This is a genomic window from Rhodococcus sp. OS5, from assembly GCF_056837585.1.
In genome coordinates this window covers 3966821-3993244 of sequence record NZ_CM166368.1, presented here as the reverse complement: position 1 = coordinate 3993244, position 26424 = coordinate 3966821, and the positions used below count along the sequence as shown (strand labels likewise).

The following is a 26424-nucleotide window of genomic DNA, read 5'->3' as shown; positions in this document are numbered from 1 at the left end:
CGTTCCGCCGAGCAGGCCGTCACGGTGGGTGGTTAATGTGTATTCATGACCGCTGTGACTTCCAACGCAGAAACCGTCGACTCGAACGCGTCCGACACCAAGTCCGTCGTGCACGACGCCGCACGCCGAGCCCGTAAGGCTTCGCGCGTCCTGGCTCTGCTGACCACCGCGCAGAAGGATGCTGCGCTCAACGCCGCAGCCGACGCGGTACTCGCGGCAAGTGATCGGATTCTCGCGGCCAACGCTCTCGATATCGACACCGCGAAGGCGGGCGGCACCGAGGAATCGCTGCTCGACCGTCTTCGTCTGACCGCTGAGCGGATCGAGGGCATCGCGTCGGGTTTGCGTCAGGTTGCCGGACTACCCGATCCGATCGGTGAAGTGCTTCGTGGATCTACTTTGCCGAACGGTTTGGAGCTACGCCAGCAGCGCGTTCCGCTCGGTGTCGTCGGCATGGTGTACGAGGCTCGCCCCAACGTTACCGTCGACGCTTTCGGGCTCACTCTCAAGTCGGGAAATGCTGCGCTGCTTCGTGGTTCGTCCTCGGCGGTCAAGTCCAACGAAGCGTTAGTGGCGGCTCTGCGCGCGTCGTTGATTGACCAGGGACTGCCCGAGGATTCCGTTCAACTTCTGCCGAGTGCGGATCGGTCGACGGTCACGCACCTCATCCAGGCCCGCGGCCTCGTCGACGTCGTCATCCCGCGCGGCGGTGCCGGCTTGATCAGCGCCGTCGTGCGTGATGCCACCGTGCCCACCATCGAGACCGGTGTCGGTAACTGCCACGTCTATGTTCACTCGGCCGCCGATCTACTGATGGCCGAGAAGATTCTTCTCAACTCCAAAACCCGTCGGCCCAGTGTCTGCAATACAGCCGAAACCGTCCTGGTCGACGCTGCGATCGCCGAGACTGCCGTGCCGAAGCTGCTCCAAGCGCTCCAGATGCACGACGTCGTCGTGCACGGTGATCTGCCGGGACTGGTTCCCGCGACCGAGGACGACTGGTCGAAGGAATACCTCACCCTCGACGTCGCCCTCAAGGTCGTCAAGGACTTGGACGCTGCCGTCGAGCACATCGACCAGTACGGAACCGGCCACACCGAAGCCATCGTGACGTCCGATCTCTCGGCTGCCCGCGAGTTCACCGCTCGAGTCGACGCTGCGGCAGTGATGGTCAACGCGTCGACTGCCTTCACCGACGGTGAGCAGTTCGGGTTCGGCGCCGAGATCGGCATCTCCACCCAGAAACTGCACGCGCGTGGCCCCATGGGGCTGCCGGAACTGACGTCCACCAAGTGGATCGTCTGGGGCGACGGGCATACCCGACCCGCCTGAAAAGTTCACCAGACTTGCCCCACCTCTCAAGGAGTTAACCGTGGACCGAGCACTTCCCGACACGACGCCGTTCTTCTCGACCGTCGACGACGTGATCGAACGGCTGGCCGAAACCGGCTATCTGTCCGACAAGGCCACCGCGACGGCAGTCTTCCTGGCCGATCGTCTGGGCAAGCCGCTGCTCATCGAGGGCCCGGCCGGTGTCGGAAAGACGGAACTCGCCCGCGCAGTCGCCCAGACCACGGGCGCAGAACTGGTGCGTCTGCAGTGCTACGAGGGCGTCGACGAGGCTCGTGCACTCTACGAGTGGAACCACGCGAAGCAGATTCTTCGGATTCAGTCGGGCGGGGCGAGCGGAGCGAGGGGTGATGTCGCGGTCGACCACAGCTGGGATTCGACGAAGGCGGATGTCTTCTCGGAGGAGTTCCTGCTCGCACGTCCACTGCTCAAGGCCATTCGCCGCGAGGACCCGACGGTGCTGTTGATCGACGAGACGGACAAGGCAGACGTCGAGATCGAAGGTCTGCTCCTCGAAGTGCTCAGCGACTTCGCGGTCACGATCCCCGAGCTCGGAACCATTACCGCCACCCGCAAGCCGTTCACGGTGTTGACCTCGAATGCCACTCGCGAACTCTCGGAGGCTCTGAAGCGTCGTTGCCTCTTCCTGCATCTCGACTTCCCGGACGCCGACCTCGAGCGTCGCATCCTCGCAAGCCGTGTGCCGGAGCTTCCTGAAGCGATTGCCGAGCAGCTGGTCAACACCATTCGTGTTCTTCGCGGAATGCAGCTCAAGAAGGTCCCTTCGGTATCCGAGACCATCGACTGGGGACGCACCCTTCTTGCTCTGGGCATGGACACTCTCGACGACGATGCCGTTCGCGCCACGCTCGGCGTGATCCTCAAGCACCAGTCGGACCAGGTGCGTGCCGCCGCTGAACTTCGGCTGAACTGAGGTCTGACATGGCTCCCGCAGCATCGACGTCGCCGCTCTCACCTGGCGGCCTGGCAGCGCCGCACGGGATTCCCGGTCACCTCGTCGATTTTGTCGAGGCTTTGCGACGACGCGGAATCATGGTCGGCCCGTCCGAGACAGTCGACGCCGGTCAGGTCATGTCTGTTCTCGACCTGCTCGATCGTGAAGCGCTTCGTGAAGGGCTGGCATGCTCGCTCCTTCGCAGGCCGACCCACCGGGCGACGTTCGACGCCGTCTTCGACCTGTGGTTCCCCAAGGCGATCGGTGACCGTGCGGTCGGCGACGTCGACGTCACACTGCCGCGCAAGCCAGACGGCTCGATCGACCTGCAGGCATTGCGTGAGCTCATTGCCGAACTGCTGACAGACGGCAGTGACGAGGCGATGGAGATGACCGAACTCCTGACCGCCGCGATGGTCGAGGAACTCGGGCAGTACCAGTCGAGTAACGGCCCGTCGTTCTCCGCCTATCAGGCGCTGCGTGACGTCGCCCCGGAGGCGTTGCTCAACAAGATCCTGCAGGGCCTGCTCGGCAACCAGGAGGGTTCCGGGTCAGAGGGCAAGGACAACTCCGACTATCAGTCCGAGGTCGCCAAGCGCACGGCAGCGCAGCGCATCGCGGACTTCCGCAAGATGGTCGAGAAGGAAACGCGTCGACGCACAGCCGAGAATTTGGGCAAGGAGCGGGTCGCCACGTACGGCGTTCCGAAACTCGCCGAGGAAGTCGACTTCTTGCGAGCGTCCGATGCCGAACTCACCACGCTGAAGAAGAACGTCGCACCCCTGGCTCGCTTGTTGGCCAGTCGTCTCGCCGTGCGTCGCAGCCGCTCTCGCGCGGGTTCGATCGACCTACGTCGTACGTTGCGCAAGTCCATGTCGACGGGCGGAGTGCCGATCGATCTGGTGCAGCGCAAGCCGAAGCGGGCGCGGCCCGAACTTGTGGTGATGTGTGACGTATCCGGCTCGGTGGCGGGGTTCAGCCATTTCACTCTGCTGCTCGTGAACGCTTTGCGTGAGCAGTTCTCGCGCGTGCGGGTGTTCGCGTTCATCGACACGACCGACGAGGTCACGCGGTTCTTCGACTCGAACGCAGACCTTGGATCAGCGATGTCACGGATGGTGCGTGAGGCCGAACTGATCACCTACGACGGCCACTCAGACTACGGACACGCCTTCGGAGTGTTCCAGGAGAAGTTCGCGCAGTCGATCACCAGTCGCACGTCGCTACTGGTACTCGGCGACGGTCGCAACAACTACCGCGATCCCAACCTTCAGTCGCTGTCGCAGATGGTGGCAGTAGCCAAGCACGCGCACTGGCTCAACCCCGAGCCGAAGGGGCAATGGGGAACGGGTGACTCCGCGGCGAAGGTCTACAACGAGGTCATCAGCATGCACGAGTGCCGCTCGGCCCAGCAGCTTGCCGACGTCGTGTCCCGTCTGCTGCCGGTCTGACCCGTAAGCTCGACACTCGTGCAGAAGGGACTATCGGTGGAACGTGCTCGACGCCTAGGAGTGATGGGTGGCACCTTCGACCCCATTCACCATGGCCACCTCGTTGCGGCCAGTGAGGTCGCCGACCGGTTCGGACTCGACGAAGTGATCTTCGTCCCCACCGGGCGGCCCTGGCAGAAGCAGGGGAAGGGCGTCAGTCCTGCCGAGGACCGGTACCTCATGACGGTCATCGCCACCGCCTCCAACCCGCGGTTTTCCGTCTCTCGGGTCGACGTCGACCGTGAAAAAGTGACGTACACCGTGGACACGCTGCGAGACCTCCGGGCCTACCACCCTGACGCCGAACTCTTCTTCATCACCGGTGCCGATGCGCTGGCCAGCATCCTTTCCTGGCAAGATTGGGAAGAGTTGTTCGCATTGGCGAAGTTCGTCGGGGTATCGCGACCGGGTTTCGATCTCAATGCAGAGCACCTGGCCGGTCACCTCGACACCATGCCCGCCGACGCGGTCACGTTGATAGAGATTCCGGCACTTGCCATTTCGTCGACCGAATGTCGGCGTCGGGCAAGTGAAGACCGCCCCGTCTGGTACCTGGTGCCGGACGGAGTGGTGCAGTACATCTCGAAGCGGAACCTGTATCGACCTGTCGACGCGGAGCGCCGCGACGGAGCTACAACGATGTCGGAGCCCGCACCGGGGAAGTCGGAAGCCGTCCCGGGCGCCGAATCGAGCTAGCCGAGAACAACAAGTACTTTCTGAAGACGAAACTGGAGAACATCGAGTGAGCGCAAACACCGAAGCCATCGACATGGCACGCATCGCGGCCTTGGCAGCCGACGAGAAGCTGGCCACCGAAGTGGTGGTGCTCGATGTGTCCGAACAGCTGGTCATCACGGACTGCTTCGTCATCGCATCTGCGACGAACGAGCGTCAGGTCAACTCGATTGTCGAGAACATCGAAGACCGTCTCCGCGAAGCGGGACACAAGCCGGTCCGCCGGGAAGGCACCCGCGAGGGCCGCTGGGCACTGCTCGACTACGCCGACATCGTCGTCCACGTCCAGCATGACGAGGAGCGCAACTTCTACGCTCTCGATCGTCTGTGGAAGGACTGCCCGACGGTCGAGGTCGAAGGCCTCGGACAGAACCGTCCCGGCCCCGCCGACGCCAACACGGTGTTCGAGACCGACACGGTTTCCGAGCCGGACGCGCAGGATCCCTCGCTGTGACTTCGTCGGCGCCCAGTGCGGCGTCGAACCCTGTCCGCCGGCTCATCCTGCTGCGTCACGGACAGACCGAATACAACGCCGACTCTCGGATGCAGGGGCAACTCGACACCGACCTGTCGGAGTTGGGACGCACGCAGGCCAAGAGTGCAGGTCCGGTGATCGCCGATCGCAGGCCGTTGACGATCGTGTCCTCGGATCTGCGTCGGGCGTACTTCACGGCCGTCGCTGTCGGTGATGCCGCCGGACTTCCGGTCCTCACCGACACGCGTCTGCGTGAGACACACCTGGGGGAATGGCAGGGCCTGACTCATCATGACGTCGACGAGCGCACTCCCGGTGTGCGATCTGCGTGGCGAGCGGATGCCACGTTGGCGCCGCCCGGCGGCGAAAGCCGAATCGACGTCGCGAATCGCAGCCTCCCCGTAGTTCACGAATTGCTCGACACGCACCCGGACTGGGCCGAGCGGCCCGTGGTTCTGGTGGCGCACGGAGGCTTGATCGCGGCACTGACAGCGGCATTGCTCGACCTACCCATCGATCGCTGGGCCGTCCTCGGCGGATTGGGAAACACCAGTTGGGTGCAACTCAGTGGACATGGTGACGTCAAGTCGATCGAGTGGCGACTCGACGTATGGAATGCTTCTGCGAGTGTCGCAAATGACGTCCTCTGAAAGTGCCGACGGGCAGCGCCCCGTCCTCCTCGTACTCGCGGATTCGCTGTCGTATTTCGGCCCCAAAGGCGGCCTCGCGGCAGATCATCCACGCATCTGGCCCAACATCGTGGCCGACGAACTCGGCTGGGACGTCGAGTTGGTCGCCCGTATCGGATGGACGTGTCGCGACGCGTGGTGGGCACTGACTCAGGATCCTCGTGTGTGGGCGGCGGTGCCGCGGGCCGGCGCCGTCGTGTTCGCGGTCGGCGGGATGGACTCGCTGCCGTCCCCATTGCCTACCGCGCTCCGCGAGACCATCCGCTACGTTCGGCCACCCGCGCTTCGACGCGTGGTGCGCGAGGGTTATCAATGGCTGCAGCCGCGGCTTGCACCTCTGGGCCGCCCGGTCGCACTTCCTCCCAAGCTGAGCGTCGAGTATCTGGAAAGCTCGCGAAATGCGTTGGAGTACATGCGGCCGGAACTGCCGATGATCGCGACCTTGCCGTCAGTGCACCGCAGTGATGCCTACGCCAGCGTGCATGCCGGACGACCTGCCGCGGTGTCCGCGATCACCGAGTGGGCTACGGAGAAAGACGTTCCCGTAGTCGACCTTGCAGATGCAGTGCGTGACAACGTCTTTTCCGAGAACGGCAATCCTGACGGCATTCACTGGGGTTGGGACGGTCACGTCGGTGTAGCCCGCGCGATGATCGCTGCGATTCGCGGGGTCGAGTCGCAGAAAACGGTTTCGCCGGAACTGGTTTCGCCGGAACTGGTATCACCGCCGAGCGAAGTCGGGTAGCAGAATGCCGGTCGTCGTCGTCACGGATTCCTCCGCCTGCATCCCGCAGGAGTCGGCCGACGCATGTGGCATTCAGGTTGTTCCGCTCCACGTGCTCCATGACGGTTGCGACTTGCGAGAGGGCGTCGACGCAATGCCGAGCGACCTGTCGGGAGTGACAACGGCCGGAGCGTCGCCCGCCGAGTTGTCCGAAGCGTATGCACGCGCCCTGGACATGAGCGACGGTGACGGCGTTCTCGCCGTTCACATTTCACGTCAACTGTCGGGAACGTGGGAAGCCGGACGAGTCGCAGCCCAGGAATTCGGTGGCGCCGTCCGGATCGTCGATTCACAGTCCGCCGGTATGGGTTTGGGCTATCCGGCTCTCGAAGCTGCACGCTTGGCCGAGAAGGGCGCTTCACTCGAAGAGGCGTACGGCCGGGCGGTCGACGTCGCCAGCCGTGGGCGCTGCTACATCGTCGTCGACAAACTTGATCAATTGCGTCGGGGCGGACGAATCGGAACCGCCGCTGCGTTGCTGGGTACTGCATTGGCGATGAAGCCGATCCTGCATCTGGTGGACGGCAAACTCGTGCTCGGCGAAAAAACGCGCACCACCACCAAAGCGCTTGCACGCTTGGTTGATTCGGCAGTCGAGCGCGCCGGTCTCGGCCGCGTGGCGATAGCCGTGCATCACATGCGAGCACGAGAGCGTGCCGACGGGATAGCGGAACAGTTGGCCGAGCGCATTCCCGATGTAGCGGAATCCGTGGTTACCGACTTCAGCGCGGTTATCGGAGCGCACGTCGGTGTCGGCGCGATCGGTGTTGTGGTGTGCCCGTTGCCGGAGATCGACGCGAACACCTGATCGTTTCTCCACAATCCCCGAGTTCTCCACAGGTCGAAATTCATCGTCTTCGGTGGCGAGGTCTCTCGCTAGCGTCCAGTCATGAGGATCAGCGAGGAGCGCGAGCGGGCGCGTGATCGCCTCGCGGCGATGGACGGAAACTACCGGCAGCGACCGGCCGTCGACGAATTCGAGGATTCAGGGTCTTTCGAGAGGTCCCCCGAGTGGCTTCGGGACTTCGACGAGGACGACTACGACGCTCAGCCCGACTCGTCACGGTTCGACCGATTGCCCGAACATTGGCGCGGTACACGTTGGCGCCCGAGTCGGTCGGCGACCTGGGTGTTGGCGATCGTTGCAGTTCTGGCCACGGGAATCGGCTTGTTCGCCGTGTGGTGGGATTCTCCGAGCATGCAGGCGGTCCCAACGTTGCCCTCGCCCCAGAATGTCACGGAGAAGAATGTGACTGCCGGCGATGGTGAATCAGCCAGTCCTGTACCGACCGGCGTCGTGGCAGAGCAGCCGCCCGAGGCTGTGGTGGTCAGTGTCGTCGGGCTCGTGCGCACGCCTGGGCTTGTCAATCTTCATTCGGGCTCGCGCATCGCCGACGCGCTTGCTGCGGCAGGTGGCGTGCTCGACGGAGCGGAGACGGTGGGCCTGAATCTGGCTCAGAAACTTGTCGACGGCGATCAGATCGTGGTTGGTGCGGCCGATCAGTCCGGTGGTGTTTCTTCGAGTACCACTGCAGGAGGGACCAGCCCCGCAGCTACGGGGGAATCCGGCGGGGCTGGGCTGGTGAACCTCAATACCGCCACCGAGGCCGAACTGGACGAGCTTCCCGGGGTAGGGCCGGTAACGGCTGCGGCGATCATCTCCTGGCGCACATCCAACGGAAAATTCACGGACATAGAACAATTGGGGGAAGTCGACGGGATCGGCCCGGCAAGGTTGGCCAAATTGCGAGTGCTGGTGTCGGTGTGAACGAACCGGAAGCCTCGCCGGTCCTCGACGCTCGACTGCTTCCGTCTGCCGTCGCGGTGTGGGGGAGCAGTGCGGTGGGGATCCTGTTTGGCCCGGTCGCCGCGTGGGTACTGGCGGTGGCGTGTGCGGTTCCAGCGGCACTCCTCACTTACGTGGTTGTGCGCCGGACATCAGCGGGGTGGGTACGAATCATGTTGGTTGCATTGCTGTTCGGTGCCGGGTGTAGTGCCGTCGGCGGGTGGCGGGCGTCCGAGGCGGAGAGGCACCCACTGACCCGAGCTTCTCTCGAGGGAGCTTGGGTGAGTGTCGAAGTGGAACCCTCGGAGGATCCGCACGCGGTCTCCGGCGCGGTGGGTCAAGGTCAGGTCGTCTTCAGGGCAACCGTCAATTCGGTGACTGCCCAGAACCGCAGGTACTCCGGAGGCGGCTTGGTCACCATCCGGGCGCCCAGTTCGTCGTGGCTCGAAGTTGTTCCAGGGCAGAGCCTCACGGTTCGTGGCCGGGCGAGTCAGCCATGGCGTAGCGATTCCACGCTCGCCGTGATCACGTCCGAAGGGCCTCCCGTCGCGGTGGGAGAAGTGCCCTGGTATCAGCGATGGGCAAGTGTGGTGCGCATTCGTTTCGCGGCTGCGTGCTCGGCTGCACTCCCGCCGGATCAGGCGGGTCTGCTGCCTGGCCTCGTCGTCGGAGACACGTCGGCGCTGTCGCCGGTGGTGAAGGACAACTTCACCGTTGCCGGACTTTCCCATCTCACCGCGGTGTCCGGCGCCAACATCAGCATTCTGCTCGGGGCCGTTCTGCTGTTGGTCAGAGCCGCGGCGCTCAGTCCACGGGTCGGCGCCGCTTTGGCGGTGGTAGCCCTCGTTGCCTTTGTTGTCGTCGCGAGGCCGTCGCCGAGTGTTCTACGCGCGTCGGTGATGGGCTTGGTAGGCCTGCTCAGTCTGGTCACTGGTCGGCGCAAACAGGCGCTGCCTGCGCTTGCCGCCGCCGTCATCGTTCTGGTAGTCGTGATGCCCGAGCTGGCCGTCGACTGGGGGTTTGCGCTGTCGACTACTGCCACGGGCGCGCTGGTGATCATTGCGCCGGTGTGGGTGGACGTGCTTCGCCGAAGAGGCTGGCCCCGTTGGTTTTCGGAGATGACAGCTGTCTCGGGTGCTGCGTTTGTCGTGACTGCACCGTTGGTGGGCGCCATGGCGGGAACCTTCAGCGTAGTCACGATTGCCGCGAACATGGCGGTGGCGCCCGTGATCGGAATCATCACGGTGTTCGGTGCGGTGATTGCCTTGTGTGCGCTGATCTGTCCACCGATCGCGGTGTTCGTCGCGCCATTGGTGCGGCCGCCGATGGGGTGGCTGCTGTGCGTGTCCGAGCGGGCGGCGGCGCTTCCCGGAGCGTCGGTGGTAGTGCCGTCAGGACTCATCGGTGCCCTCGTCGTCGTGGGAGTCCTACTGGCCGCGGCCCTGACGCTGTGGAATCGGATTTCGAGATGGGTGCTCGGCGTTCTTGTTCTGGGAGTTGTTCTGGCCCTGATCTTTCAACACGTGTTCGGGGGTGGCCGTTTTGCTCCGGGGTGGGCGCTGGTGATGTGCGACGTCGGTCAGGGGGACGGTCTTGTGCTCTCGACTGGAGACGGCAGGGTGATCGTGATCGATGTCGGTCCTGATCCCACATCGATGGATCGTTGCCTGAACATGTTGGACGTCAACGACATCGCGTTGCTGATGATCAGTCATTTTCATGCCGATCACATCGGTGGATTGGAAGCAGTCCTGAGTGGGCGTTCGGTCGCTGCGATCGGAGTCGGGTCGATGTTGTTGCCGGAGTCAGGTTTTCGGGCGGTGAAGGATACCGCCGACTCGCAGGCCGTTCCGGTTGTCTCGTTGCGCGCAGGTATGGAGTTGACGTTGGGATCGGTGAACGTGGAGGTTCTCGGTCCGTTGGTTCCGGCTCCCCGCGATGCGGGGGACGGCGCGGACGCCGCGAACGATCAGTCGCTGGTGGTGATGGCGCACACGGGCGCGGGTCGAATTCTGTTGACGGGCGACGCCGAAGTTGCGGGGGAGGAGGCGATCCTCCGATCGGGAGCGGACGTGAAGGCCGATGTGTTGAAGCTGCCCCATCACGGTTCTCGGACCACGTCGTCGGCATTTCTGGAAGCGGTGCGTCCGAGGTTGACGATGATCAGCGTCGGCGTCGGCAACAGTTTCGGGCACCCGAATGCGGAGGTTCTCGATGAACTGGATTCATTGGGCGGGGCGGTGGTTCGGACCGACGTCGACGGCACCGTCGCTGTGTACGGCGGGGGCGGCGGGTCTGTGTCGATCGTGTCGGTTCCTCGTGGGACCATCTTCGGGTGAGTAATCCGTCTGGAGTCGATCCGCTGCATCTTGTTCTCGGGGACGACGAGTTCCTGATCGACCGCACGGTATCGCAGCTCATCAGAGCTGTCCGCGGTGACCGCGGACAGGGTATTTCGGATCTCCCGGTGACCAAGATGCGCGCGGGCGACACCAATGCTCCCGAGTTGGCCGAGTTGCTCAGCCCTTCTCTTTTTGCCGAAGACCGTGTGATCGTCTTGGAATCGGCTGCAGAAGCAGGCAAAGATGCCGTAGCGCTTGTCCTGGAGGCTGCACGCGAGCCGGCAGAAGGTGTGGTTCTGATCGTCGTGCACTCGGGCGGCGGTCGCGCGAAAGCGTTGGCACCGGCCCTCGAGAAGCTCGGGGCGACGGTTCACAACTGCGGAAAACTGAACAAGAGTCAGCTTGTCGACTTCGTCCGGGGTGAGTTTCGGACCGCAGACGTCAGGGTTGCGCCAGATGCGATCGCCGCGATGATCGAAAGCGTCGGCTCCAACCTCCGCGAACTCGCGTCGGCCTGCTCGCAATTGGCGGCAGATACGGGCGGCAAGATCGACGTGGATGCAGTCCACAAGTATTACTCGGGCAAGGCCGAGGTTTCCGGATTCGACGTGGCCGACAAAGTCATCGTCGGCGATACCCGGGGTGCGCTCGAGGCGCTCCGATGGGCAGATCAGATCGGAACAGCCCATGTTCTGCTCGCGGATGCCCTCGCCGACGCAGTCCACACCATCGCGAAGGTCGGCCCGTTTGCACGGGGCGGTGACCCGTTCCGGTTGGCGTCGGATCTCGGAATGCCGCCGTGGAAGGTCAAGAAGGCGATCAAGGAGGTCGGCGGCTGGGATCCCACGTCGATCGGCGCTGCGATGCAGATCGTCGCCGCCCTCAATGCCGACGTGAAGGGTGCCGCAGTCGACTCGTCCTTCGCCCTGGAGATGGCAGTGCGGAAAGTGTGCGCGTTGCGGAAGAACTGAGTACAACGTGGCCTACTGCGCGTCCGGCCAGAAGTAGTCCGACGACAGTGGCGGCCGTGGCCTCACCCGCCCGGTAGTCGAGGCATTTCACGCAGGCTTGCTCCAACTGAGTAGCGGAATGGCCTGAGGCCGTGTCGTTGGTTCACCTGTTCTGATATCGGTCACCCGTAGTGAGTCGTGCGACACCGGATTCACCACACTGCCGCAGACAATGGTTTCTTGGCCGATGCTGTCCACCGGCACCTTCACGGTGGTGAGTAGCGCTCGTCCAACGGCGAGAAACGCCAGAATCGCAACGAGTGAACACATCACGCCGAGGAAGATCCGGAATTCGCTACGTTGCCTGCGCTTACACCATCCGTAGCTTGCGGCACCTCCGACGACTGCAACCGTCAATGATTCCCACCAACGAGGGATTCCCAGGGCGGCCACTACGCCGAAAGCGACGACCGCCCAGAAGACAGTCGTGAACAACCAGCTGCGAGGGCGCTTCCCGTGCCCGTTGATCGCCATCATCAGATGGTTGCAGCCCGCTCCACATATTCGCTGCAAGACATGGATGGCGGGTCTTCGCACTGACCCGATTGAATACGCAAAATAGCCGCCTGGTCTTTCGACCTGGCGGCTATCGAGACGATCCAGTGTGACGGCGAACCGTCACAGTGGAAACGTCAGAGCTTGTTGGCAGCCTGCGAGAGTGCAGACTTCTTGTTGGCAGCCTGGTTGGCGTGAATGACGCCCTTGCTGGCTGCCTTGTCGAGCTTGCGGCTGGTGGAGACGAGGAGCTCGTTGGCCTTGTCCTTGTCACCGGCTGCCGCAGCCTCGCGGAATGAACGGATCGCGGTACGCAGCGAGGACTTCACCGACTGGTTACGGAGTCGGGCCGCCTCGTTGGTACGGATTCGCTTCACCTGGGACTTGATGTTGGCCACGCGTAAAATCCTTGTCGTCTTTAGCTGGTTACGGTCGAGAAAGCTGTGGGCGCACTGATGCACCGACTGGCAAGATTACCAGCCGAGGGCCCAAGAACCCAAACCGTCGCACGTTGCGTCTGTCGAGAAGGGTACACCGAGCGCCCGATTTCTCGCCGCGCTGCCGAATAGCCCCACTTGTAGCAGCATGTTGCCCTATGACGCCGCCGCCTTCGAAAAGTTCGAGTAAAACAGGTTCGACCACCACCCGAGCGCGTCCTGCCGCAGTGTTCGACGGATATTCAGACATCGGTCGCTACGAGTTGGCTTTCGACGAGATGTTCGAGCCCGACGGCTCGGTGCGTGGTCCGTACAAGGGTGTGTACAAAGCCCTGGCGCCGACGAGCAGCGCCGACCTCGCCGCGCGTGCCGACGCACTCGGACGCGCATTCATCGACCAAGGTGTGACGTTTTCGCTGTCCGGGCAGGAACGACCCTTCCCGTTGGATCTGGTGCCACGCGTCATCGCCGCCCAGGAGTGGTCGCGGCTGGAAAAGGGCATCAAACAGCGGGTGAAGGCGCTCGAGTTGTTTCTCGCGGACATTTACGGAGAGCAGCGAATCCTGCGCGATCACGTGTTGCCGCGCCGCCTGGTCACCTCGTGTGAGCACTTCCACCGTGAAGCGGCAGGCATAGTGCCGCCCAACGGTGTGCGAATTCACGTCGCGGGTATCGACCTGGTCCGAGACGAGGCGGGAGAGTTCCGAGTTCTCGAGGACAATCTGCGATCTCCGTCCGGTGTCTCCTATGTGATGGAAAACCGTCGCACCATGACTCGGGTGTTCCCGGATCTGTTCATGTCCCACAAGGTGCGGGCGGTCGGTGATTACGCAACACACCTGCTGAGGGCGCTGCGTGCGGGTGCTGCACTCAACGAAGCGGACCCGACAGTGGTTGTTCTCACACCGGGTATCGCCAATTCCGCCTATTTCGAGCATTCGTTGCTCGCTCGTCAGATGGGTGTGGAACTCGTCGAAGGTCGCGACCTGTTCTGCCGCGACAACATGGTGTACATGCGCACTACGGAAGGCGAGCGCCAGGTCGATGTCATCTATCGCCGCATCGACGACGAGTATCTCGACCCGATGCACTTCCGTCCGGATTCGATTCTCGGCGTCGCAGGCCTACTGAATGCGGCGCGGGCGGGCAACGTGGTGATCTCGAGCGCCGTCGGCAACGGAGTCGGTGACGACAAACTCGTCTATACCTACGTTCCGCAGATCATCGACTACTACCTCGGTGAGAAGCCGCTCTTGCAGAACGTCGACACGTTCCGCTGTTGGTTGGACGAGGAGTGCGAGCAAGTCCTCGACCGCGTCGCCGAACTGGTCATCAAGCCGGTGGAAGGGTCCGGCGGCTACGGAATCGTCTTCGGACCCGACGCGAGCCCCAAGGAACTGGCCGCGATAACCCGCAAGATCAAGGCAGACCCGCGCGGGTGGATTGCGCAGCCACTCGTGCAGTTGTCCACGGTGCCGACCAAGATCGACGATGTTCTCTCGCCGCGCCACGTGGACTTGCGGCCCTTTGCCGTCAACGACGGTGAGGACGTGTGGGTGTTGCCCGGCGGCCTGACCCGGGTGGCACTTCCGGAAGGTTCGCTGGTGGTCAACTCCAGCCAGGGCGGCGGAAGCAAGGACACGTGGGTGCTTGCGAGTCGCACCTCTGACGAAGACCCAGAGTTGTCAGGCGAGGAACTGGTGTCCGAGCCCCCGGAATCCGCGGAGCCGGTGCAGGGTCCCGAACTGAGCACCTCGCAGCAACAACAGCAGCAGCAACAGTGAACACCTCGGAAGTGCCCAGCTACCAAGAACTATCAGTGAACGGAGCGTGGTGACCGATGCTTGCTCGCAACGCAGAGTCCCTCTACTGGATCGGCCGCTACGTCGAGCGCGCCGACGACACTGCTCGGATCCTCGACGTCGCCGTCCATCAATTGCTCGACGACGCCACCGTCGACCCGGACCGCACGTCGCGTCTGCTCCTGCGTGTCCTCGGCATCGAGGCGCCGGAGGGCAAGCTCGACGTGCGCTCGCTCACCGATCTGGTTGCGTTCAGCCGCAACCAGGTTGGTTCGATCGTGGACTCGCTGGCAAGTGCTCGTGAGAATGCTCGCGGGGCGCGTGAGGTCACGTCGAGTGAGATGTGGGAGTGCCTGAACACCACGTACAACGGACTGGCCGAGCGTGAACGTGCCTCACGCAGGCTGGGGCCACACGAGTTCTTCCGCTATGTGGAGGAACGCGCAGCGATGTTCGCGGGCCTGGCGGATTCCACGCTCAGTCGCGACGACGGCTATCGGTTCCTTCTGCTGGGCAGGTCGATCGAACGTGTCGACATGATCGTGCGGATGCTTCTGGCGCGCGCCGGTGACCGCCCGTCGTCGCCGGCATGGGTCAGCGTTCTTCGCTCGGCGGGCGCACATGACACGTATCTGCGTACGTATCGCGGAGCACTCGACGCCAATCGCGTCGTCGAGTTCATCTTGTTGGACAGACTCTTTCCGCGCTCGGTGTTCCATTCGATCAGGCAGGCCGAGAAGTGCCTGCAGGAGCTCGACCCGCAGCCGGGCAGTCGCGTCGGAATCCGGGCGGAGGCGCCGCGGCTTCTGGGCCGCGCACGCAGCGAACTCGAGTTCCTGCCGCAGGGCGTGTTGCTCGAGGATCTGCAGGGACGGTTGCTCGGTTGGCAGGAGACCTGCCGCGAACTGGGTGAGGCAATTGCATTGCAGTACTTCCACGCTGCGCCGTGGGTCGCGTGGACGGATGCCGGCGCCGCGTATGCGGAGTCGACGGTGGAGGGAGAGCTGTGAGCTGGCGAATGAGGGTCGTGCACACCACGGGATATGCGTACGACGCCCCGGTGACGTCGTCGTACAACGAAGCGCGATTGACACCTCGCGGCGACACCAGGCAGACGGTGATACTCACGCGCGTCGAAACCCAGCCGGCCACACGTTCCTACCGATACACCGATTACTGGGGCACCGCGGTGACCGCCTTCGACTTGCACGCCCCGCACACGGAACTCGAAGTGACCGGACTGTCGGTGGTGGAGACGGAACCGTTCGTTCAGCCCGAGGAAACCGTCGACTGGGATGAATTGTCGGGAAACGCGATTAAAGATCGATTCAACGAACAACTGAGTTTCACGAGATATGTTCCGCGTGATCGTAAGCTGGCGACAATTGCCAAGGAATTGCGCAAAGATAAATCACCTGAAGATGCAGTAGTGGCTGCGTCGCAATGGGTTTACGGCGAAATGTCATATGTTCCGGGTACGACCGGAGTGCATACGTCGGCGGTCGAGGCGTGGTCGGCACGGAAAGGCGTCTGCCAGGACTATGCGCATCTGACCTTGGTATTGCTTCGAACGATGGGAATACCGTGTCGATACGTTTCCGGCTATCTCCACCCCAAACGTGATGCGGCAGTCGGGGACACGGTGGTCGGCGAATCGCACGCGTGGATCGAAGCGTGGACCGGCGCGTGGTGGGGATACGACCCGACCAATGCGATAGCTGTGAATGAACAGCATGTCTCGGTCGGAATAGGAAGGGACTATTCGGATGTGCCGCCATTGAAGGGAATCTTTTCCGGTGGACGCTCCACAGATCTCGAAGTTGTTGTGGAGATCACCAGGCTTGCGTAAAGTCCGGCAAATCTAGGCGCGTGAGCATTACTACCGTTCGATGAGAAAAAGGGTGGGAATATGTCTCCAACTGCACAGGAATTGACTGAGATCGAACCGATCTCGGATGTGAAGAAGTATGCGGCCGAAGCGGTGGGAACATTTGTGCTCGTGTTCTCCGCAGTCGGAACTGCCGTCTTTGCAGGTGCGAAAGTCGGCAACCTCGGAGTTGCCTTCGCATTCGGCCTGACCCTGCTGTTCCTCGTATATGCGATCGGCCCGATTTCCGGTTGCCACGTCAACCCAGCCGTGACTCTCGGCCAATTCGTGATCGGGCGAATCTCAGCCGTCAATGCGGCGATTTACGTTGTCGCGCAAGTGATCGGCGGCTTGGTCGCAGGCGTCGTGATCTACACGGTGGCCAACAGTCTCCCGGCGTACAACCGTGCTGCTGACGGTTTGGGTGCAAACGGTTGGGGCGCACACAGTCCGTCTGCCGAGAAGAATCTTCTCGGAAACGTGGTTTCCGACGGCTACGGCATCGGTGCCGCCATGATCATCGAGATCCTGCTGACAGCACTGCTGGTATTCGTCGTTCTCGCGTCGACCGACCAGATCTCCGACGTGCCTCTCGCCGGGGTGTCCATCGGCTTCACCCTGGCCGTCATTCACCTGATCTCGATCCCGATCGACAACACCTCCGTCAACCCCGCTCGAAGCCTCGCTGTCGCGCCGTTCCAGGACGGTGCACTCGGCCAGGTGTGGTTGTTCATCGTGTTCCCGCTCATCGGCGGTGCGCTCGGTGCACTCATCTATCGAGCACTCTTCGGACGGTTCAACCGTATGGACAGCTGATCGACACTGTTTCCATCGTCCGGGTCGGCTTCAGCTCCAGCTGAAGTCGGCCCGAAGTTTTGCCGTGACCGCGTCGAACTTCTTGTGATCCATGACGGCGCCCTCGCGCCGGATCCCGCTCTCGGGAACGTCGAGCACCCGGTCGAGCCGGACCCAGCTGGGCCTTCCCTCGCCGTCCCATGGACCCGAACCGATTGCGAGCCAATCGCGCTCACCCTCGCGTTTACTCTGCGAAGACAACATCAGGCCGAGCAGCGTGTCGCCGTCGCGGCCGACAACCAGCACCGGGCGGTCTTTGCCCTGGGTCGGATCCTCCTCGTAGGCAACCCAGGTCCAGACGATTTCGCCCGGATCGGCCTTGCCGTCGAGGTCGGGGGAGTACTCGACCTTGCGGGCGCGATGTGCGGTCGGAGACGTTCGCGCGGCGATCGGGCGGCCGGTCGGACCCGGCTTCGAGGCAGACGACTGAGACGTGGAGGACTGCAGCTGGCGCAGCAACGCAGGGCCCTTCTCCACCGCGAGGGCGCCGAGGGTTCTGCCGATCTGCTTCCACATGCTTGCCATAGCGTTCGAGCATAATCACCCACCCGTGGGAACCCCTGGTACGGCGGCGCCGAGACTTGGATATCCTGAGGGTTGACAGTGGCCCGGATCCGGGCCGGTGCCGGTCCGACTAAGGGGTCTCCCATCAGCAGCTTCGCCGACAAGACGTTCACGGATCCTGCGCAGATCCGGAACTTCTGCATCATCGCGCACATCGACCACGGTAAGTCGACGCTGGCAGATCGCATGCTTCAGCTCACCGGTGTGGTCGAAGAGCGGGCGATGCGTGCGCAGTACCTGGACCGTATGGACATCGAGCGTGAACGCGGCATCACCATCAAGGCTCAGAACGTTCGTCTGCCCTGGACCGTCGACGGCGAAGAGTTCGTCCTCCACCTCATCGACACACCCGGCCACGTCGACTTCACGTACGAGGTCTCCCGTGCGCTCGAAGCATGCGAGGGCGCAATTCTGCTGGTCGACGCTGCTCAGGGCATCGAAGCTCAGACGCTGGCGAACCTCTACCTGGCGATGGAGAAGGATCTCAAGATCATTCCCGTCCTCAACAAGATCGACCTCCCGGCCGCGGATCCCGACCGCTATGCCGAAGAGATCGCGCACATCACGGGCTGCGAGCCCGGTGATGTCCTGCGCGTCTCGGGTAAGACCGGTATGGGCGTCAAGGAACTGCTCGACGAGGTGATCAAGCAGGTACCTGCGCCTGTCGGCGATGCTGACGGTCCCGCCCGCGCGATGATCTTCGACTCCGTCTACGACGCCTACCGCGGCGTGGTCACTTACGTGCGTGTGGTCGACGGTCGGATCCGTCCCCGCGAGAAGATCACGATGATGTCCACGGGCACTACACACGAACTGCTCGAGGTCGGCATCATTTCCCCCGAGCCGAAGGCCAGTATCGGTCTGGGCGTCGGCGAGGTGGGCTACCTCATCACCGGTGTGAAGGACGTCCGTCAGTCGCGCGTCGGTGACACCGTCACCACCACCCGCAACGGCGCGACCGAACCGCTGGTCGGCTACCGCGATCCCAAGCCGATGGTCTACTCGGGCCTCTACCCGATGGACGGCTCGGACTACCCCGTGCTGCGCGATGCCCTCGACAAGCTCCGTCTCAACGACGCGGCCCTGGCGTATGAACCCGAGACGTCGGTTGCCCTCGGATTCGGCTTCCGCTGCGGCTTCCTCGGCCTGCTCCACATGGAGATCACCCGCGACCGCCTCGAGCGTGAGTTCGGCCTCGAACTGATTTCCACCGCGCCCAACGTCGTCTACCGCGTCGTGATGGAGGACGGGGCCGAGGTCATCGTCACCAACCCGTCGTACTGGCCGGAAGGCAAGGTTCGCGAGGTCTACGAGCCCGTCGCCAAATGCACCGTCATCGCCCCGAGTGAGTACGTCGGCGCCATCATGGAGCTGTGCCAGTCCCGTCGCGGTGAGCTCGGCGGCATGGACTACCTCTCCGAGACTCGCGTCGAACTGCGCTACGAACTGCCCATGGGCGAGATCATGTTCGACTTCTTCGACGCCCTCAAGTCCCGCACCAAGGGTTATGCCAGCCTCGATTACGAGGAGGCCGGTGAGCAGCAGGCCGATCTGGTGAAGGTCGACATCCTGCTGCAGGGCGAGGCCGTCGACGCGTTCTCCTCGATCGTGCACCGTTCCAACGCCGGCGCTTACGGCGGACGCATGACGTCGAAGCTTCGTGAGCTGATTCCTCGCCAGCAGTTCGAGGTTCCGATCCAGGCCGCGATCGGCGCGAAGATCATCTCGCGCGAGAACATTCGCGCAATCCGCAAGGACGTTCTCGCCAAGTGCTACGGCGGCGACATCAGCCGTAAGCGCAAGCTGCTCGAGAAGCAGAAGGAAGGCAAGAAGCGCATGAAGACCATCGGTCGCGTCGAGGTGCCGCAGGAAGCATTCGTGGCGGCCCTGACGTCGGAATCGGTCGGCGAGAAGCCCAAGAAGTAGGAGCGCATGGTCACCACCTGGTTGTCCCGAGAGTTCGGAATCGAAATCCCGGTTCTCGGGGCGCCCATGGGTGGCCGCGCGGGCGGCGCGCTCGCCGGAGCTGTATCGGCGGCCGGCGGGTTGGGTCTGCTCGGCGCGGCTCGGTACAACACACCGGAGTGGATCGAGGCCGAAGCTGAAGTGGCCCGCTCGATCGGCGGAAAGTTCGGCGTCGGCCTGATGACGTGGTCGCTGCCCGAGAACGAGTTGATGCTCGACGCCGCGATTGCCGTCGAGCCGACCATGATCACCTTGTCGTTCGGTGATCCCGCCTCGTATGTCGGACGAATCCACGATGCGGGCATTCCCGTTGTGTCACAGATCAATACGCTCGAAGACCTTCGCATTGTCGAGGCCGCGGGTGTCGACGGCGTGATCGCGCAAGGCGGTGAGGCAGGCGGTCACACGGGCCGAATCGGAACCTTGCCGCTGCTGCAGGAGATCCTCGAAACGACATCACTTCCAGTACTGGCGGCCGGCGGAATCGGGACCGGCCGCGGTTTGGCCGCAGTCCTGGCAGCCGGCGGGGAAGGCGTGATGATCGGAACGGCGCTGCTCGCCAGCCCGGAGACGGTCGGGCCGGACTATGCCCGCGACCGCGTCGTCGAAGCCGGAAGTGCCGACACGATTTACACCTCGGTGTTCGACCGAGCGCGCAGTCAACCGTGGCCGCAGCGGTGGGGTGGCCGCGCGGTGGCCAACGAGTTCACTGCCGCCTGGCACGGAGTCGACGCCGATGAGGAAATGCTGGCAAAGGCGTACGACCCGTCGGATCCCCACAGCGGAGTCGTCTACGCCGGAGAAGCTGTCGGACTCGTACACGGAACCCATCCGGCCGGCGACGTGGTTCGACGCATCGGCGCCGATGCGGAGCGTCTGCTCTCTCGTTTCGCCTGAAAGCAAGGTCGGACACAACCGGGTCCCATATGAGAAGGTAAGCCTCTGCTAACTAGTGGAGGAGTATTTTCGTGCGTGCGATGAAGTTTTCGGCGGTGGCTCTCTTGGGAGCGCTGGTCGTAGGTATCAGCGGATGTTCGTCCTCGGACGCCGACGAGATCGCGGGCGGTCGGGTCACCACGATCGACCACAAGTTCGGCGCCACCACGATCACCGGGACGCCGACGCGCATCGTCGCGGCCGACACCCAGTGGCTCGACGCTCTGCTCGAACTCGGAATCCAGCCGGTGGGGTACCTGGCTGCCGGCCCGATGGGCGACGAGCGTGGTCTGTTCCCGTGGGAGAGTGGCGTGGACGCGTCGGCGAAGGAACTCGATCGCTCGGCGATCCAGCAGTTCGGTGTCCCGCTCAAAGCTGAAGAAATTGCAGCCTTGGATCCCGATCTGATTCTCGGCGGGTTCTCCGTCGCCGATCAGGACGATTTCGACCAGTTGAGCAAGATCGCTCCGACAATTGCCGGTCTGTCCGACGTCCAGGTCGATCCGTGGCAGGACCAGGTGGAGATTCTCGGCCGGGTTCTCGACAAGGAGTCGCGAGCCGACGAGATCGTCGAGGCGACAAACGGGCAGATCGATGCGCTCGCACAGCGGTTGCCGGGGCTGAAGGGTAAGACCGCTCTTTTGTCGCAGTACGTCTTCCCGACGTCGCAGTTGGTGATCGTCGCTGATCCCAAGGACGGTGCTTCGGGACTGTTCACGCGTCTGGGAATGTCGTTGCCGCCCAAGCTGGTCGACGAGGCCGGTGTGACCGGTGGCCGGCTGATACTCAGCCCGGAACGGGTCGACGCTCTCAGCGCCGACGTCGTGGTGCTGCTGCCCAACGGCGGGTCGCTCGACGACATGATGAAGCTGCCGGGGTTTGCCGACCTGCCTGCAGTCAAGGGTGGCGGATTGGCCATCGTCGACTATCCGACTGTTGCCGGCCTGAACACTCCGTCGTCGCTGTCGCTGAAGTACTCGCTCGAATCGATCACGCCGCAGCTCGAAGCGGTGGCCGGCTAGATGTAGGAGGAACGGACGTTGGTGACGCGGTGCCGGCGGTAAGCGGCGGGCGGTCGTCCTCCGCGTGCTGAATGCGGTCGGTGATAATTATAGTGAACGTTCCATACCTCGACGGCAATGCGCCGCTGGGCTTCGCTGATGTACTCACGGGAGTACAGCAGTTCTTCGGCGAGGATGCGGTTGTAGCGTTCGACCTTCCCGTTGTGTTTCGGTGTGTACGGCCTGATCCGGTAATGCCGAGCCTCGCGGAGTGAAGCGGTGAAATCTGCTGCGCGATAGCATGATCCGTTGTCGGTGATCACCCGTTCGATACGGGTGATGCCATGTGCAGCGAAGAAGTGTCGGGCGTTGTTCATGAAATCGATGGCTGTTGCGGCGGTTTCGTTATCGCGTGCCTCGGTGTATGCCAAACGGGTGTTGCCGTCGATCGCGGAATGCAGGTATGTGTAACCGATCCGGGGTTGCTTCGCTCGCGCCTTGCGTCGCTGGGATTGTTTGGCCTGTGCGGAGCCGCGGCCGTGAACGCGCCAACCACCACCGTCCGGGATTCGGCCGACTTTCTTGACGTCGACGTGCACCATCTGGCCTGGTCGTTTCGCGACGATGACCTGCGGTTTGCGATTGTTCTCGCCGTTCGGGTCGATGAACCGGCGACGGTGCAATCCCAGGTTCCGCAGAATTTTCGTGACTGTCCGGCGTGCGATGACCGTTCCATCCATTCGGAGTTCGAACGTGATGCGCGCGGCCGACCATTTCCGGGTTCGCCGCATCGCTTCGATCTCGGCCACAAGCCCTGCCGCCGTGGCGGCCGGTTGATGGTGTGGTGTGCTGGATCGATCCTGTAATCCCAGGTCACCGTATTTTCGGTACCGGTTGACCCATTTGGAGGCGCATTGTCGGGAGATGCCCATCTCGGCGGCGACGTGGGTGATCGGACGACTCTGGCACCGCTCGACGAGTCGTCGTCTTCCCTCGACAGTCAGCGGAGCATTACGGTGTGTCACAGGGCTGGTCCCTTTGCTGTTGATGGTCTGTTTCGCAACTTCCATCCTGCCGCGAAGGGCCAGCCCGTCTACTTCAATCCAGCGTCAGCAACGTCCATACCCACAACAGCTAGACCTGCTGTGCGCCTTTATTAACCGCGGGCGGTTAATAAAGGCGCACAGCAGGGGTTTAGGTCGCGTTGTGTGCGGGCTGGAAAGCTCCGGCTTCGGCAGCTTCCTCGGCGCGGATCACATGGACCACGGCGTTGATCAGCGCCAGGTGTGTGAACGCCTGCGGGAAATTACCCAGATGGCGACCGGTGTGCGCGTCGATCTCCTCCGCGTACAGCTTGAGCGGGCTCGCGAACCCGAGCAGGCGCTCACAGAGATGCTTTGCGCGATCCAGTTCGCCGATCTCGACGAGGGCGGACACCAACCAGAAGGAACAGATGGTGAACGTGCCCTCCTCTCCGCTCAATCCGTCGTCGGTGGTGTCGACGCGATAGCGCAGGACCAACCCCTCTTCGGTGAGCTCGTCGGCGATCGCCAGCACCGTTGCCCGGATGCGCGGATCGTCGGCCGGCAGGAAGCGCAGCAGCGGTGCCAACAAGAGCGACGCGTCGAGTGAATCGTGGCCGTACCGCTGTGTCAGAACTCCGCGCGAGTCGACACCGTGCGCGAGGATGTCGGCCTTGATGTCGTCGGCGATGGCCGTCCATTGCTGTGCAAAGCTCTTCTCGCCCTGCATCTCTGCCAGCTTGGCGCCGCGATCGAGAGCGACCCAGCACATGATCTTCGACGACGTGAAGTGCTGCGGTTCACCGCGCACCTCCCAGATCCCGCGGTCGGGCTGGCGCCAATGCTTGATCGCTTCCTCGACCTGCTTCTTGAGTAGCGGCCACAACGCCTCGGGGACGCGCTCGCGGGTACGGATGTGGAGGTACACCGAGTCGAGCATGGTGCCCCAGATGTCGTGCTGCTGTTGATCGAACGCCCCGTTGCCGATACGCACCGGACGGGCGCCGTCGTAGCCGGACAGATGGTTGAGTTCGGATTCCTCGAGCGTGCGCTCGCCGCCGATGCCGTACATCACCTGCAAGGGATGTGGCTGACCGTTGTCCGAACTCGACACGTCGTAGATGAAGTTGAAGAAGTCGTTGGCCTCACGGTCCAACCCGAGCGTGTAGAGGCCCCACAGTGCGAAGGTGGAATCGCGAACCCACGCGTAGCGATAGTCCCAGTTGCGTTCTCCGCCTGGTGTTTCCGGTAGCGAGGTCGTCGAAGCCGCGAGTAGGGCTCCGGTCGGTGCGTAGGTGAGCCCCTTGAGTGTGAGCGCACTGCGCTGTAGGTATCCGCGCCACGGGTGATCGGGGAACTTGCCGATCGTCACCCACTCACGCCAGGACTTGGACGTCTGCCACATCTTGTCGGCGGCCTCGTCGAACGTCTGCGGCGCGGGAAGATCCGACCACGAGAGCGCGACGTACACGTTGTCGCCTTCGACCAGTCGCGTCCGCGCTCGTGCTTCACGACCTTCCAGACCCAGTCGTAGGTCGGTGGTCAAGCGCAGAGTGGGATGGTCTCCGGGCTTGGCGGAGCGACACGTTGCCGTTGCTTCCTCGTAGACCTTTCCGGTGTACTCCCAATTCGCCGTGCCACGGTGATAGTCGAACGCGGGCTCACAGCTCATCTCGAGTTCGACGGTGCCGCTGACGCATTTGACCGTACGGAGAAGGGTGTGTTCGGCATCCCAGTCGGTCGGTGTGCGCTTGTGCGTGTTCGATCGCTTGTCGACGTTGTGCCAGGGACCGAGAACCAGGGCGTCGCGGACGACGAGCCAGCCGGTCTCGGTCTGCCAGGTGGTCTCGAGAATGAGTCCACCCGGCAGATAGCGCCGAGCGGCCGGCACGTTCTGGCCGTAGGGGCCGATACGGAAATGGCCTGCGCTGCGGTCGAGGATGGCACCGAACACGCTGGGGGAGTCCGGGCGTGGAACGCACATCCACTCGACAGATCCGTTACGGGCAATCAGGCACGAGGTTTCGCAATCGGAAAGAAACGCATAGTCGTCGATCGGGGGAAAGTTGCTTCGATGGTGACCCGTGGAGGCGGGAGGAATCGTCTGCACCACTTCGTCGTCAGCACTCATTCGGCCATCATCCGGCCAGAATCGGCACACGTCCAATCCACACGCTGTCGGGACCGTATCGTCCGAAGGATAGGGTGTTGGCGTGGATCGGATTGCGGATTGGTGGGACAGCTTCGAGCTGTGGATGGCGGGGCTCCCGTTCATCCCGCAGGTCGCGTTGGTCCTGATCGTCGTCGTTCCGCTGTGCCGCCTGGTGGCCATCGGTCTGGATCGCGCGTTGGCCGCCGTTCTCGCTCTGCCGCTCTTCGGCTGGTTGCGTAGGAATTCTCGAGAAGTAGAGGAAAGCTGATGCCCCGCTCACGGGTCACTCTCGCCCTGATAGCCCTGATTCTCCTCGTGATCGTCGCGTGGCTTCTCACCCGTTAGTTCTCCCGATTAGAGCGGGCGCCGGTGCTCTGCTAAAGTCCACCGCGTGTCCGAAGCAACAGCTCCCGTAATCCGCCACCAGTTGGCGTTGATTGCTGTCGGCATGCTCGACGTCGCTGACGTCGCCTGTTGTTGATTTCCTGAGTTCGACCTCTCCGGTGGTGCTGCGCACCCCACTCGAACTTCTCTGCGCGTAACTCGCGCCCCCGATTCAGGGCTCATCGCCCGTCGGCTCTCCATGTCTGAACATCCCGATGGAATCAGCCCCAGAGGTCTCGGACTTGTCGTTTGACCAACCCTCGTTTGTCAGTCCTTTCAGGAAGGTATCTGCAATGAAACGCCGTTCCCGCACACTTCTCACTGCTATCGCGACCATGGGGGCCGTGGTACTCACAGCGTGCAGTGGTGGCTCGAGCGACACCGTGGGTGGTGACAGCGCCGCCAGCGACGGTAGCGCCGGCACGATCAACCTGTTCGCCTACGCCGTGCCGAAGCCTGGCTTCGACAAGCTCACCGCAGCCTTCCAGGCGACCGACGAGGGCAAGAACGTCAACTTCAATCCTTCCTACGGCGCCTCGGGCGACCAGTCGCGCAAGGTGAAGGACGGTGCCGAGGCAGACTTCGTCAACTTCTCCGTCGAGCCCGACATCACCCGTCTGGTCGATGCCGGTCTGGTAGATCAGAACTGGAACCAGGACGCCTACAACGGAATTCCGTTCGGATCGGTAGTCACCATCGTGACGCGTCCGGGCAACCCGAAGGGCATCAAGGACTGGGACGACCTGCTTCAGCCCGGCCTCGAGGTCGTCACGCCGAACCCGTTCAGCTCCGGCTCGGCCAAGTGGAACCTCTTGGCGCCGTACGCCGCCAAGAGCGACGGTGGCAAGAACCCGCAGGCGGGTCTCGACTACGTCACCGCCTTGGTCAACGACCACGTCAAGATCCAGCCCAAGTCGGGACGCGAGGCTTCGGAAGCCTTCCTGCAGGGTAGCGGTGACGTTCTGATCAGTTACGAGAACGAGGCACTGTTCATCGAAGGCAACGGCGACCCGGTCGAGCACGTCACCCCGCCCACGACCTTCAAGATCGAGAACCCCGTTGCCGTGATCTCGAACAGCAAGGTCCTCGACAAGGCGACCGCGTTCAAGGACTACCTGTACACGACCGAGGGTCAGACGCTCTGGGCCGAAGCAGGATTCCGTCCCGTTGATCCCGCCGTCGCTGCCAAGTTCACGGACAAGTTCCCCGAGCCGACCAAGCTGTGGACCATTGCAGACCTCGGCGGCTGGAAGGCCGTTGACAGTGCTCTGTTCACCAAGGACACCGGTTCGATCGCAGTGATCTACGACAACGCGACCAAGTAAGAC

At 63.1% G+C, this 26424-nt stretch carries 26 protein-coding genes; 21 read left to right on the top strand and 5 right to left on the bottom strand.

The window, feature by feature from the left end:
* Positions 1-45: 45 nt before the first annotated feature.
* The 11 genes from ACVZUB_RS18620 (at position 46) to holA (ending at position 11577) form a co-directional block, all read left to right on the top strand.
* Positions 46-1332 (top strand): glutamate-5-semialdehyde dehydrogenase, encoded by a 1287-nt coding sequence (locus ACVZUB_RS18620; protein WP_063316232.1) that lies wholly within the window; start codon positions 46-48, stop codon positions 1330-1332.
* Positions 1333-1372: 40 nt separating this feature from the next.
* On the top strand, positions 1373-2284 hold the full coding sequence (locus ACVZUB_RS18615; RefSeq protein ID WP_003944506.1) for an AAA family ATPase: 912 nt from the start codon (positions 1373-1375) through the stop codon (positions 2282-2284).
* Positions 2285-2292: 8 nt separating this feature from the next.
* The gene (locus ACVZUB_RS18610) at positions 2293-3756 is read left to right on the top strand and encodes a vWA domain-containing protein (RefSeq protein ID WP_209447730.1); all 1464 of its coding nucleotides are present in this window, start codon (positions 2293-2295) and stop codon (positions 3754-3756) included.
* Between the two features lie 18 nt (positions 3757-3774).
* Entirely contained in the window at positions 3775-4491 is a 717-nt protein-coding gene (gene nadD, locus ACVZUB_RS18605; RefSeq protein ID WP_003944462.1) for a nicotinate-nucleotide adenylyltransferase, read from the top strand.
* 46 nt (positions 4492-4537) lie between these two features.
* The gene (rsfS, locus tag ACVZUB_RS18600; protein WP_003944502.1) at positions 4538-4984 is read left to right on the top strand and encodes a ribosome silencing factor; all 447 of its coding nucleotides are present in this window, start codon (positions 4538-4540) and stop codon (positions 4982-4984) included.
* Positions 4981-5655 carry a histidine phosphatase family protein gene (locus ACVZUB_RS18595; RefSeq protein ID WP_058039398.1) on the top strand — a complete coding sequence of 225 codons (675 nt, stop codon included), beginning with the start codon at positions 4981-4983 and terminating at the stop codon, positions 5653-5655. The genes rsfS and ACVZUB_RS18595 overlap by 4 nt, the downstream gene beginning before the upstream one ends.
* The gene (gene octT / locus ACVZUB_RS18590; RefSeq protein WP_124569244.1) at positions 5642-6439 is read left to right on the top strand and encodes a diglucosylglycerate octanoyltransferase; all 798 of its coding nucleotides are present in this window, start codon (positions 5642-5644) and stop codon (positions 6437-6439) included. The genes ACVZUB_RS18595 and octT overlap by 14 nt, the downstream gene beginning before the upstream one ends.
* 4 nt (positions 6440-6443) lie before the next feature.
* Positions 6444-7286 carry a DegV family protein gene (locus ACVZUB_RS18585; protein ID WP_209447729.1) on the top strand — a complete coding sequence of 281 codons (843 nt, stop codon included), beginning with the start codon at positions 6444-6446 and terminating at the stop codon, positions 7284-7286.
* Positions 7287-7367: 81 nt separating this feature from the next.
* Complete coding sequence (locus tag ACVZUB_RS18580) at positions 7368-8246, top strand: ComEA family DNA-binding protein (protein WP_050654644.1); 879 nt, start codon at positions 7368-7370, stop codon at positions 8244-8246.
* On the top strand, positions 8243-10603 hold the full coding sequence (locus ACVZUB_RS18575; RefSeq protein ID WP_064689235.1) for a ComEC/Rec2 family competence protein: 2361 nt from the start codon (positions 8243-8245) through the stop codon (positions 10601-10603). Before ACVZUB_RS18580 ends, ACVZUB_RS18575 begins: the two co-directional genes overlap by 4 nt.
* Positions 10600-11577: a DNA polymerase III subunit delta gene (holA, locus tag ACVZUB_RS18570; protein WP_003944476.1), complete on the top strand. Its 978-nt coding sequence runs from the start codon at positions 10600-10602 to the stop codon at positions 11575-11577. The genes ACVZUB_RS18575 and holA overlap by 4 nt, the downstream gene beginning before the upstream one ends.
* An 87-nt stretch (positions 11578-11664) precedes the next feature.
* Here the strand turns inward: holA and ACVZUB_RS18565 are convergent, their stop codons facing one another.
* Positions 11665-12090 carry a hypothetical protein gene (locus ACVZUB_RS18565; protein WP_209447727.1) on the bottom strand — a complete coding sequence of 142 codons (426 nt, stop codon included), beginning with the start codon at positions 12088-12090 and terminating at the stop codon, positions 11665-11667.
* A gap of 158 nt (positions 12091-12248) precedes the next feature.
* Positions 12249-12509, bottom strand: a complete 261-nt coding sequence (gene rpsT / locus ACVZUB_RS18560; RefSeq protein WP_003944567.1) for a 30S ribosomal protein S20 — start codon at positions 12507-12509, stop codon at positions 12249-12251.
* A gap of 197 nt (positions 12510-12706) precedes the next feature.
* Between rpsT and ACVZUB_RS18555 the strand changes: the two genes are divergently transcribed.
* Genes ACVZUB_RS18555 through ACVZUB_RS18540 form a run of 4 tightly spaced genes read left to right on the top strand, consistent with a single transcriptional unit; the run spans position 12707 to position 17033 of the window.
* A complete protein-coding gene (locus ACVZUB_RS18555) occupies positions 12707-14332 on the top strand; it encodes a circularly permuted type 2 ATP-grasp protein (protein WP_003944471.1) in 1626 nt (541 codons plus the stop codon).
* Positions 14333-14388: 56 nt separating this feature from the next.
* Positions 14389-15360 carry an alpha-E domain-containing protein gene (locus ACVZUB_RS18550; RefSeq protein ID WP_003944483.1) on the top strand — a complete coding sequence of 324 codons (972 nt, stop codon included), beginning with the start codon at positions 14389-14391 and terminating at the stop codon, positions 15358-15360.
* An 8-nt stretch (positions 15361-15368) separates the two neighbouring features.
* The gene (locus tag ACVZUB_RS18545; protein WP_007731033.1) at positions 15369-16199 is read left to right on the top strand and encodes a transglutaminase family protein; all 831 of its coding nucleotides are present in this window, start codon (positions 15369-15371) and stop codon (positions 16197-16199) included.
* A gap of 60 nt (positions 16200-16259) precedes the next feature.
* Positions 16260-17033, top strand: coding sequence for an aquaporin (locus ACVZUB_RS18540; RefSeq protein WP_003944482.1), 774 nt, complete (start codon positions 16260-16262; stop codon positions 17031-17033).
* Between the two features lie 30 nt (positions 17034-17063).
* Here the strand turns inward: ACVZUB_RS18540 and ACVZUB_RS18535 are convergent, their stop codons facing one another.
* Positions 17064-17597 (bottom strand): type II toxin-antitoxin system PemK/MazF family toxin, encoded by a 534-nt coding sequence (locus ACVZUB_RS18535; protein ID WP_482627629.1) that lies wholly within the window; start codon positions 17595-17597, stop codon positions 17064-17066.
* A 72-nt stretch (positions 17598-17669) separates the two neighbouring features.
* On the opposite strand from ACVZUB_RS18535, the gene lepA reads away from it, so the two are divergent.
* The 3 genes from lepA to ACVZUB_RS18520 all read left to right on the top strand — a co-directional run bounded on the left by lepA (position 17670) and on the right by ACVZUB_RS18520 (position 21559).
* Entirely contained in the window at positions 17670-19562 is a 1893-nt protein-coding gene (gene lepA / locus ACVZUB_RS18530; RefSeq protein ID WP_003944564.1) for a translation elongation factor 4, read from the top strand.
* 6 nt (positions 19563-19568) lie between these two features.
* Positions 19569-20498, top strand: coding sequence for an NAD(P)H-dependent flavin oxidoreductase (locus tag ACVZUB_RS18525; RefSeq protein WP_030536619.1), 930 nt, complete (start codon positions 19569-19571; stop codon positions 20496-20498).
* An 80-nt stretch (positions 20499-20578) separates the two neighbouring features.
* Positions 20579-21559, top strand: coding sequence for an ABC transporter substrate-binding protein (locus ACVZUB_RS18520; protein ID WP_207624322.1), 981 nt, complete (start codon positions 20579-20581; stop codon positions 21557-21559).
* Here ACVZUB_RS18520 and ACVZUB_RS18515 read toward each other — a convergent pair.
* On the bottom strand, positions 21556-22563 hold the full coding sequence (locus ACVZUB_RS18515) for an IS481 family transposase (RefSeq protein WP_482627628.1): 1008 nt from the start codon (positions 22561-22563) through the stop codon (positions 21556-21558). The genes ACVZUB_RS18520 and ACVZUB_RS18515 overlap by 4 nt on opposite strands.
* A 169-nt stretch (positions 22564-22732) precedes the next feature.
* Complete coding sequence (locus ACVZUB_RS18510; RefSeq protein ID WP_063316226.1) at positions 22733-24691, bottom strand: glycoside hydrolase family 15 protein; 1959 nt, start codon at positions 24689-24691, stop codon at positions 22733-22735.
* A gap of 82 nt (positions 24692-24773) precedes the next feature.
* On the opposite strand from ACVZUB_RS18510, the gene ACVZUB_RS18505 reads away from it, so the two are divergent.
* From ACVZUB_RS18505 to ACVZUB_RS18495, 3 genes are all read left to right on the top strand, one after another.
* The gene (locus tag ACVZUB_RS18505; RefSeq protein WP_003944489.1) at positions 24774-24980 is read left to right on the top strand and encodes a hypothetical protein; all 207 of its coding nucleotides are present in this window, start codon (positions 24774-24776) and stop codon (positions 24978-24980) included.
* A gap of 123 nt (positions 24981-25103) precedes the next feature.
* Positions 25104-25193 (top strand): Ms4533A family Cys-rich leader peptide, encoded by a 90-nt coding sequence (locus ACVZUB_RS18500; protein WP_309599318.1) that lies wholly within the window; start codon positions 25104-25106, stop codon positions 25191-25193.
* A 196-nt stretch (positions 25194-25389) separates the two neighbouring features.
* The gene (locus ACVZUB_RS18495) at positions 25390-26421 is read left to right on the top strand and encodes a sulfate ABC transporter substrate-binding protein (protein WP_003944569.1); all 1032 of its coding nucleotides are present in this window, start codon (positions 25390-25392) and stop codon (positions 26419-26421) included.
* Positions 26422-26424: the final 3 nt, after the last annotated feature.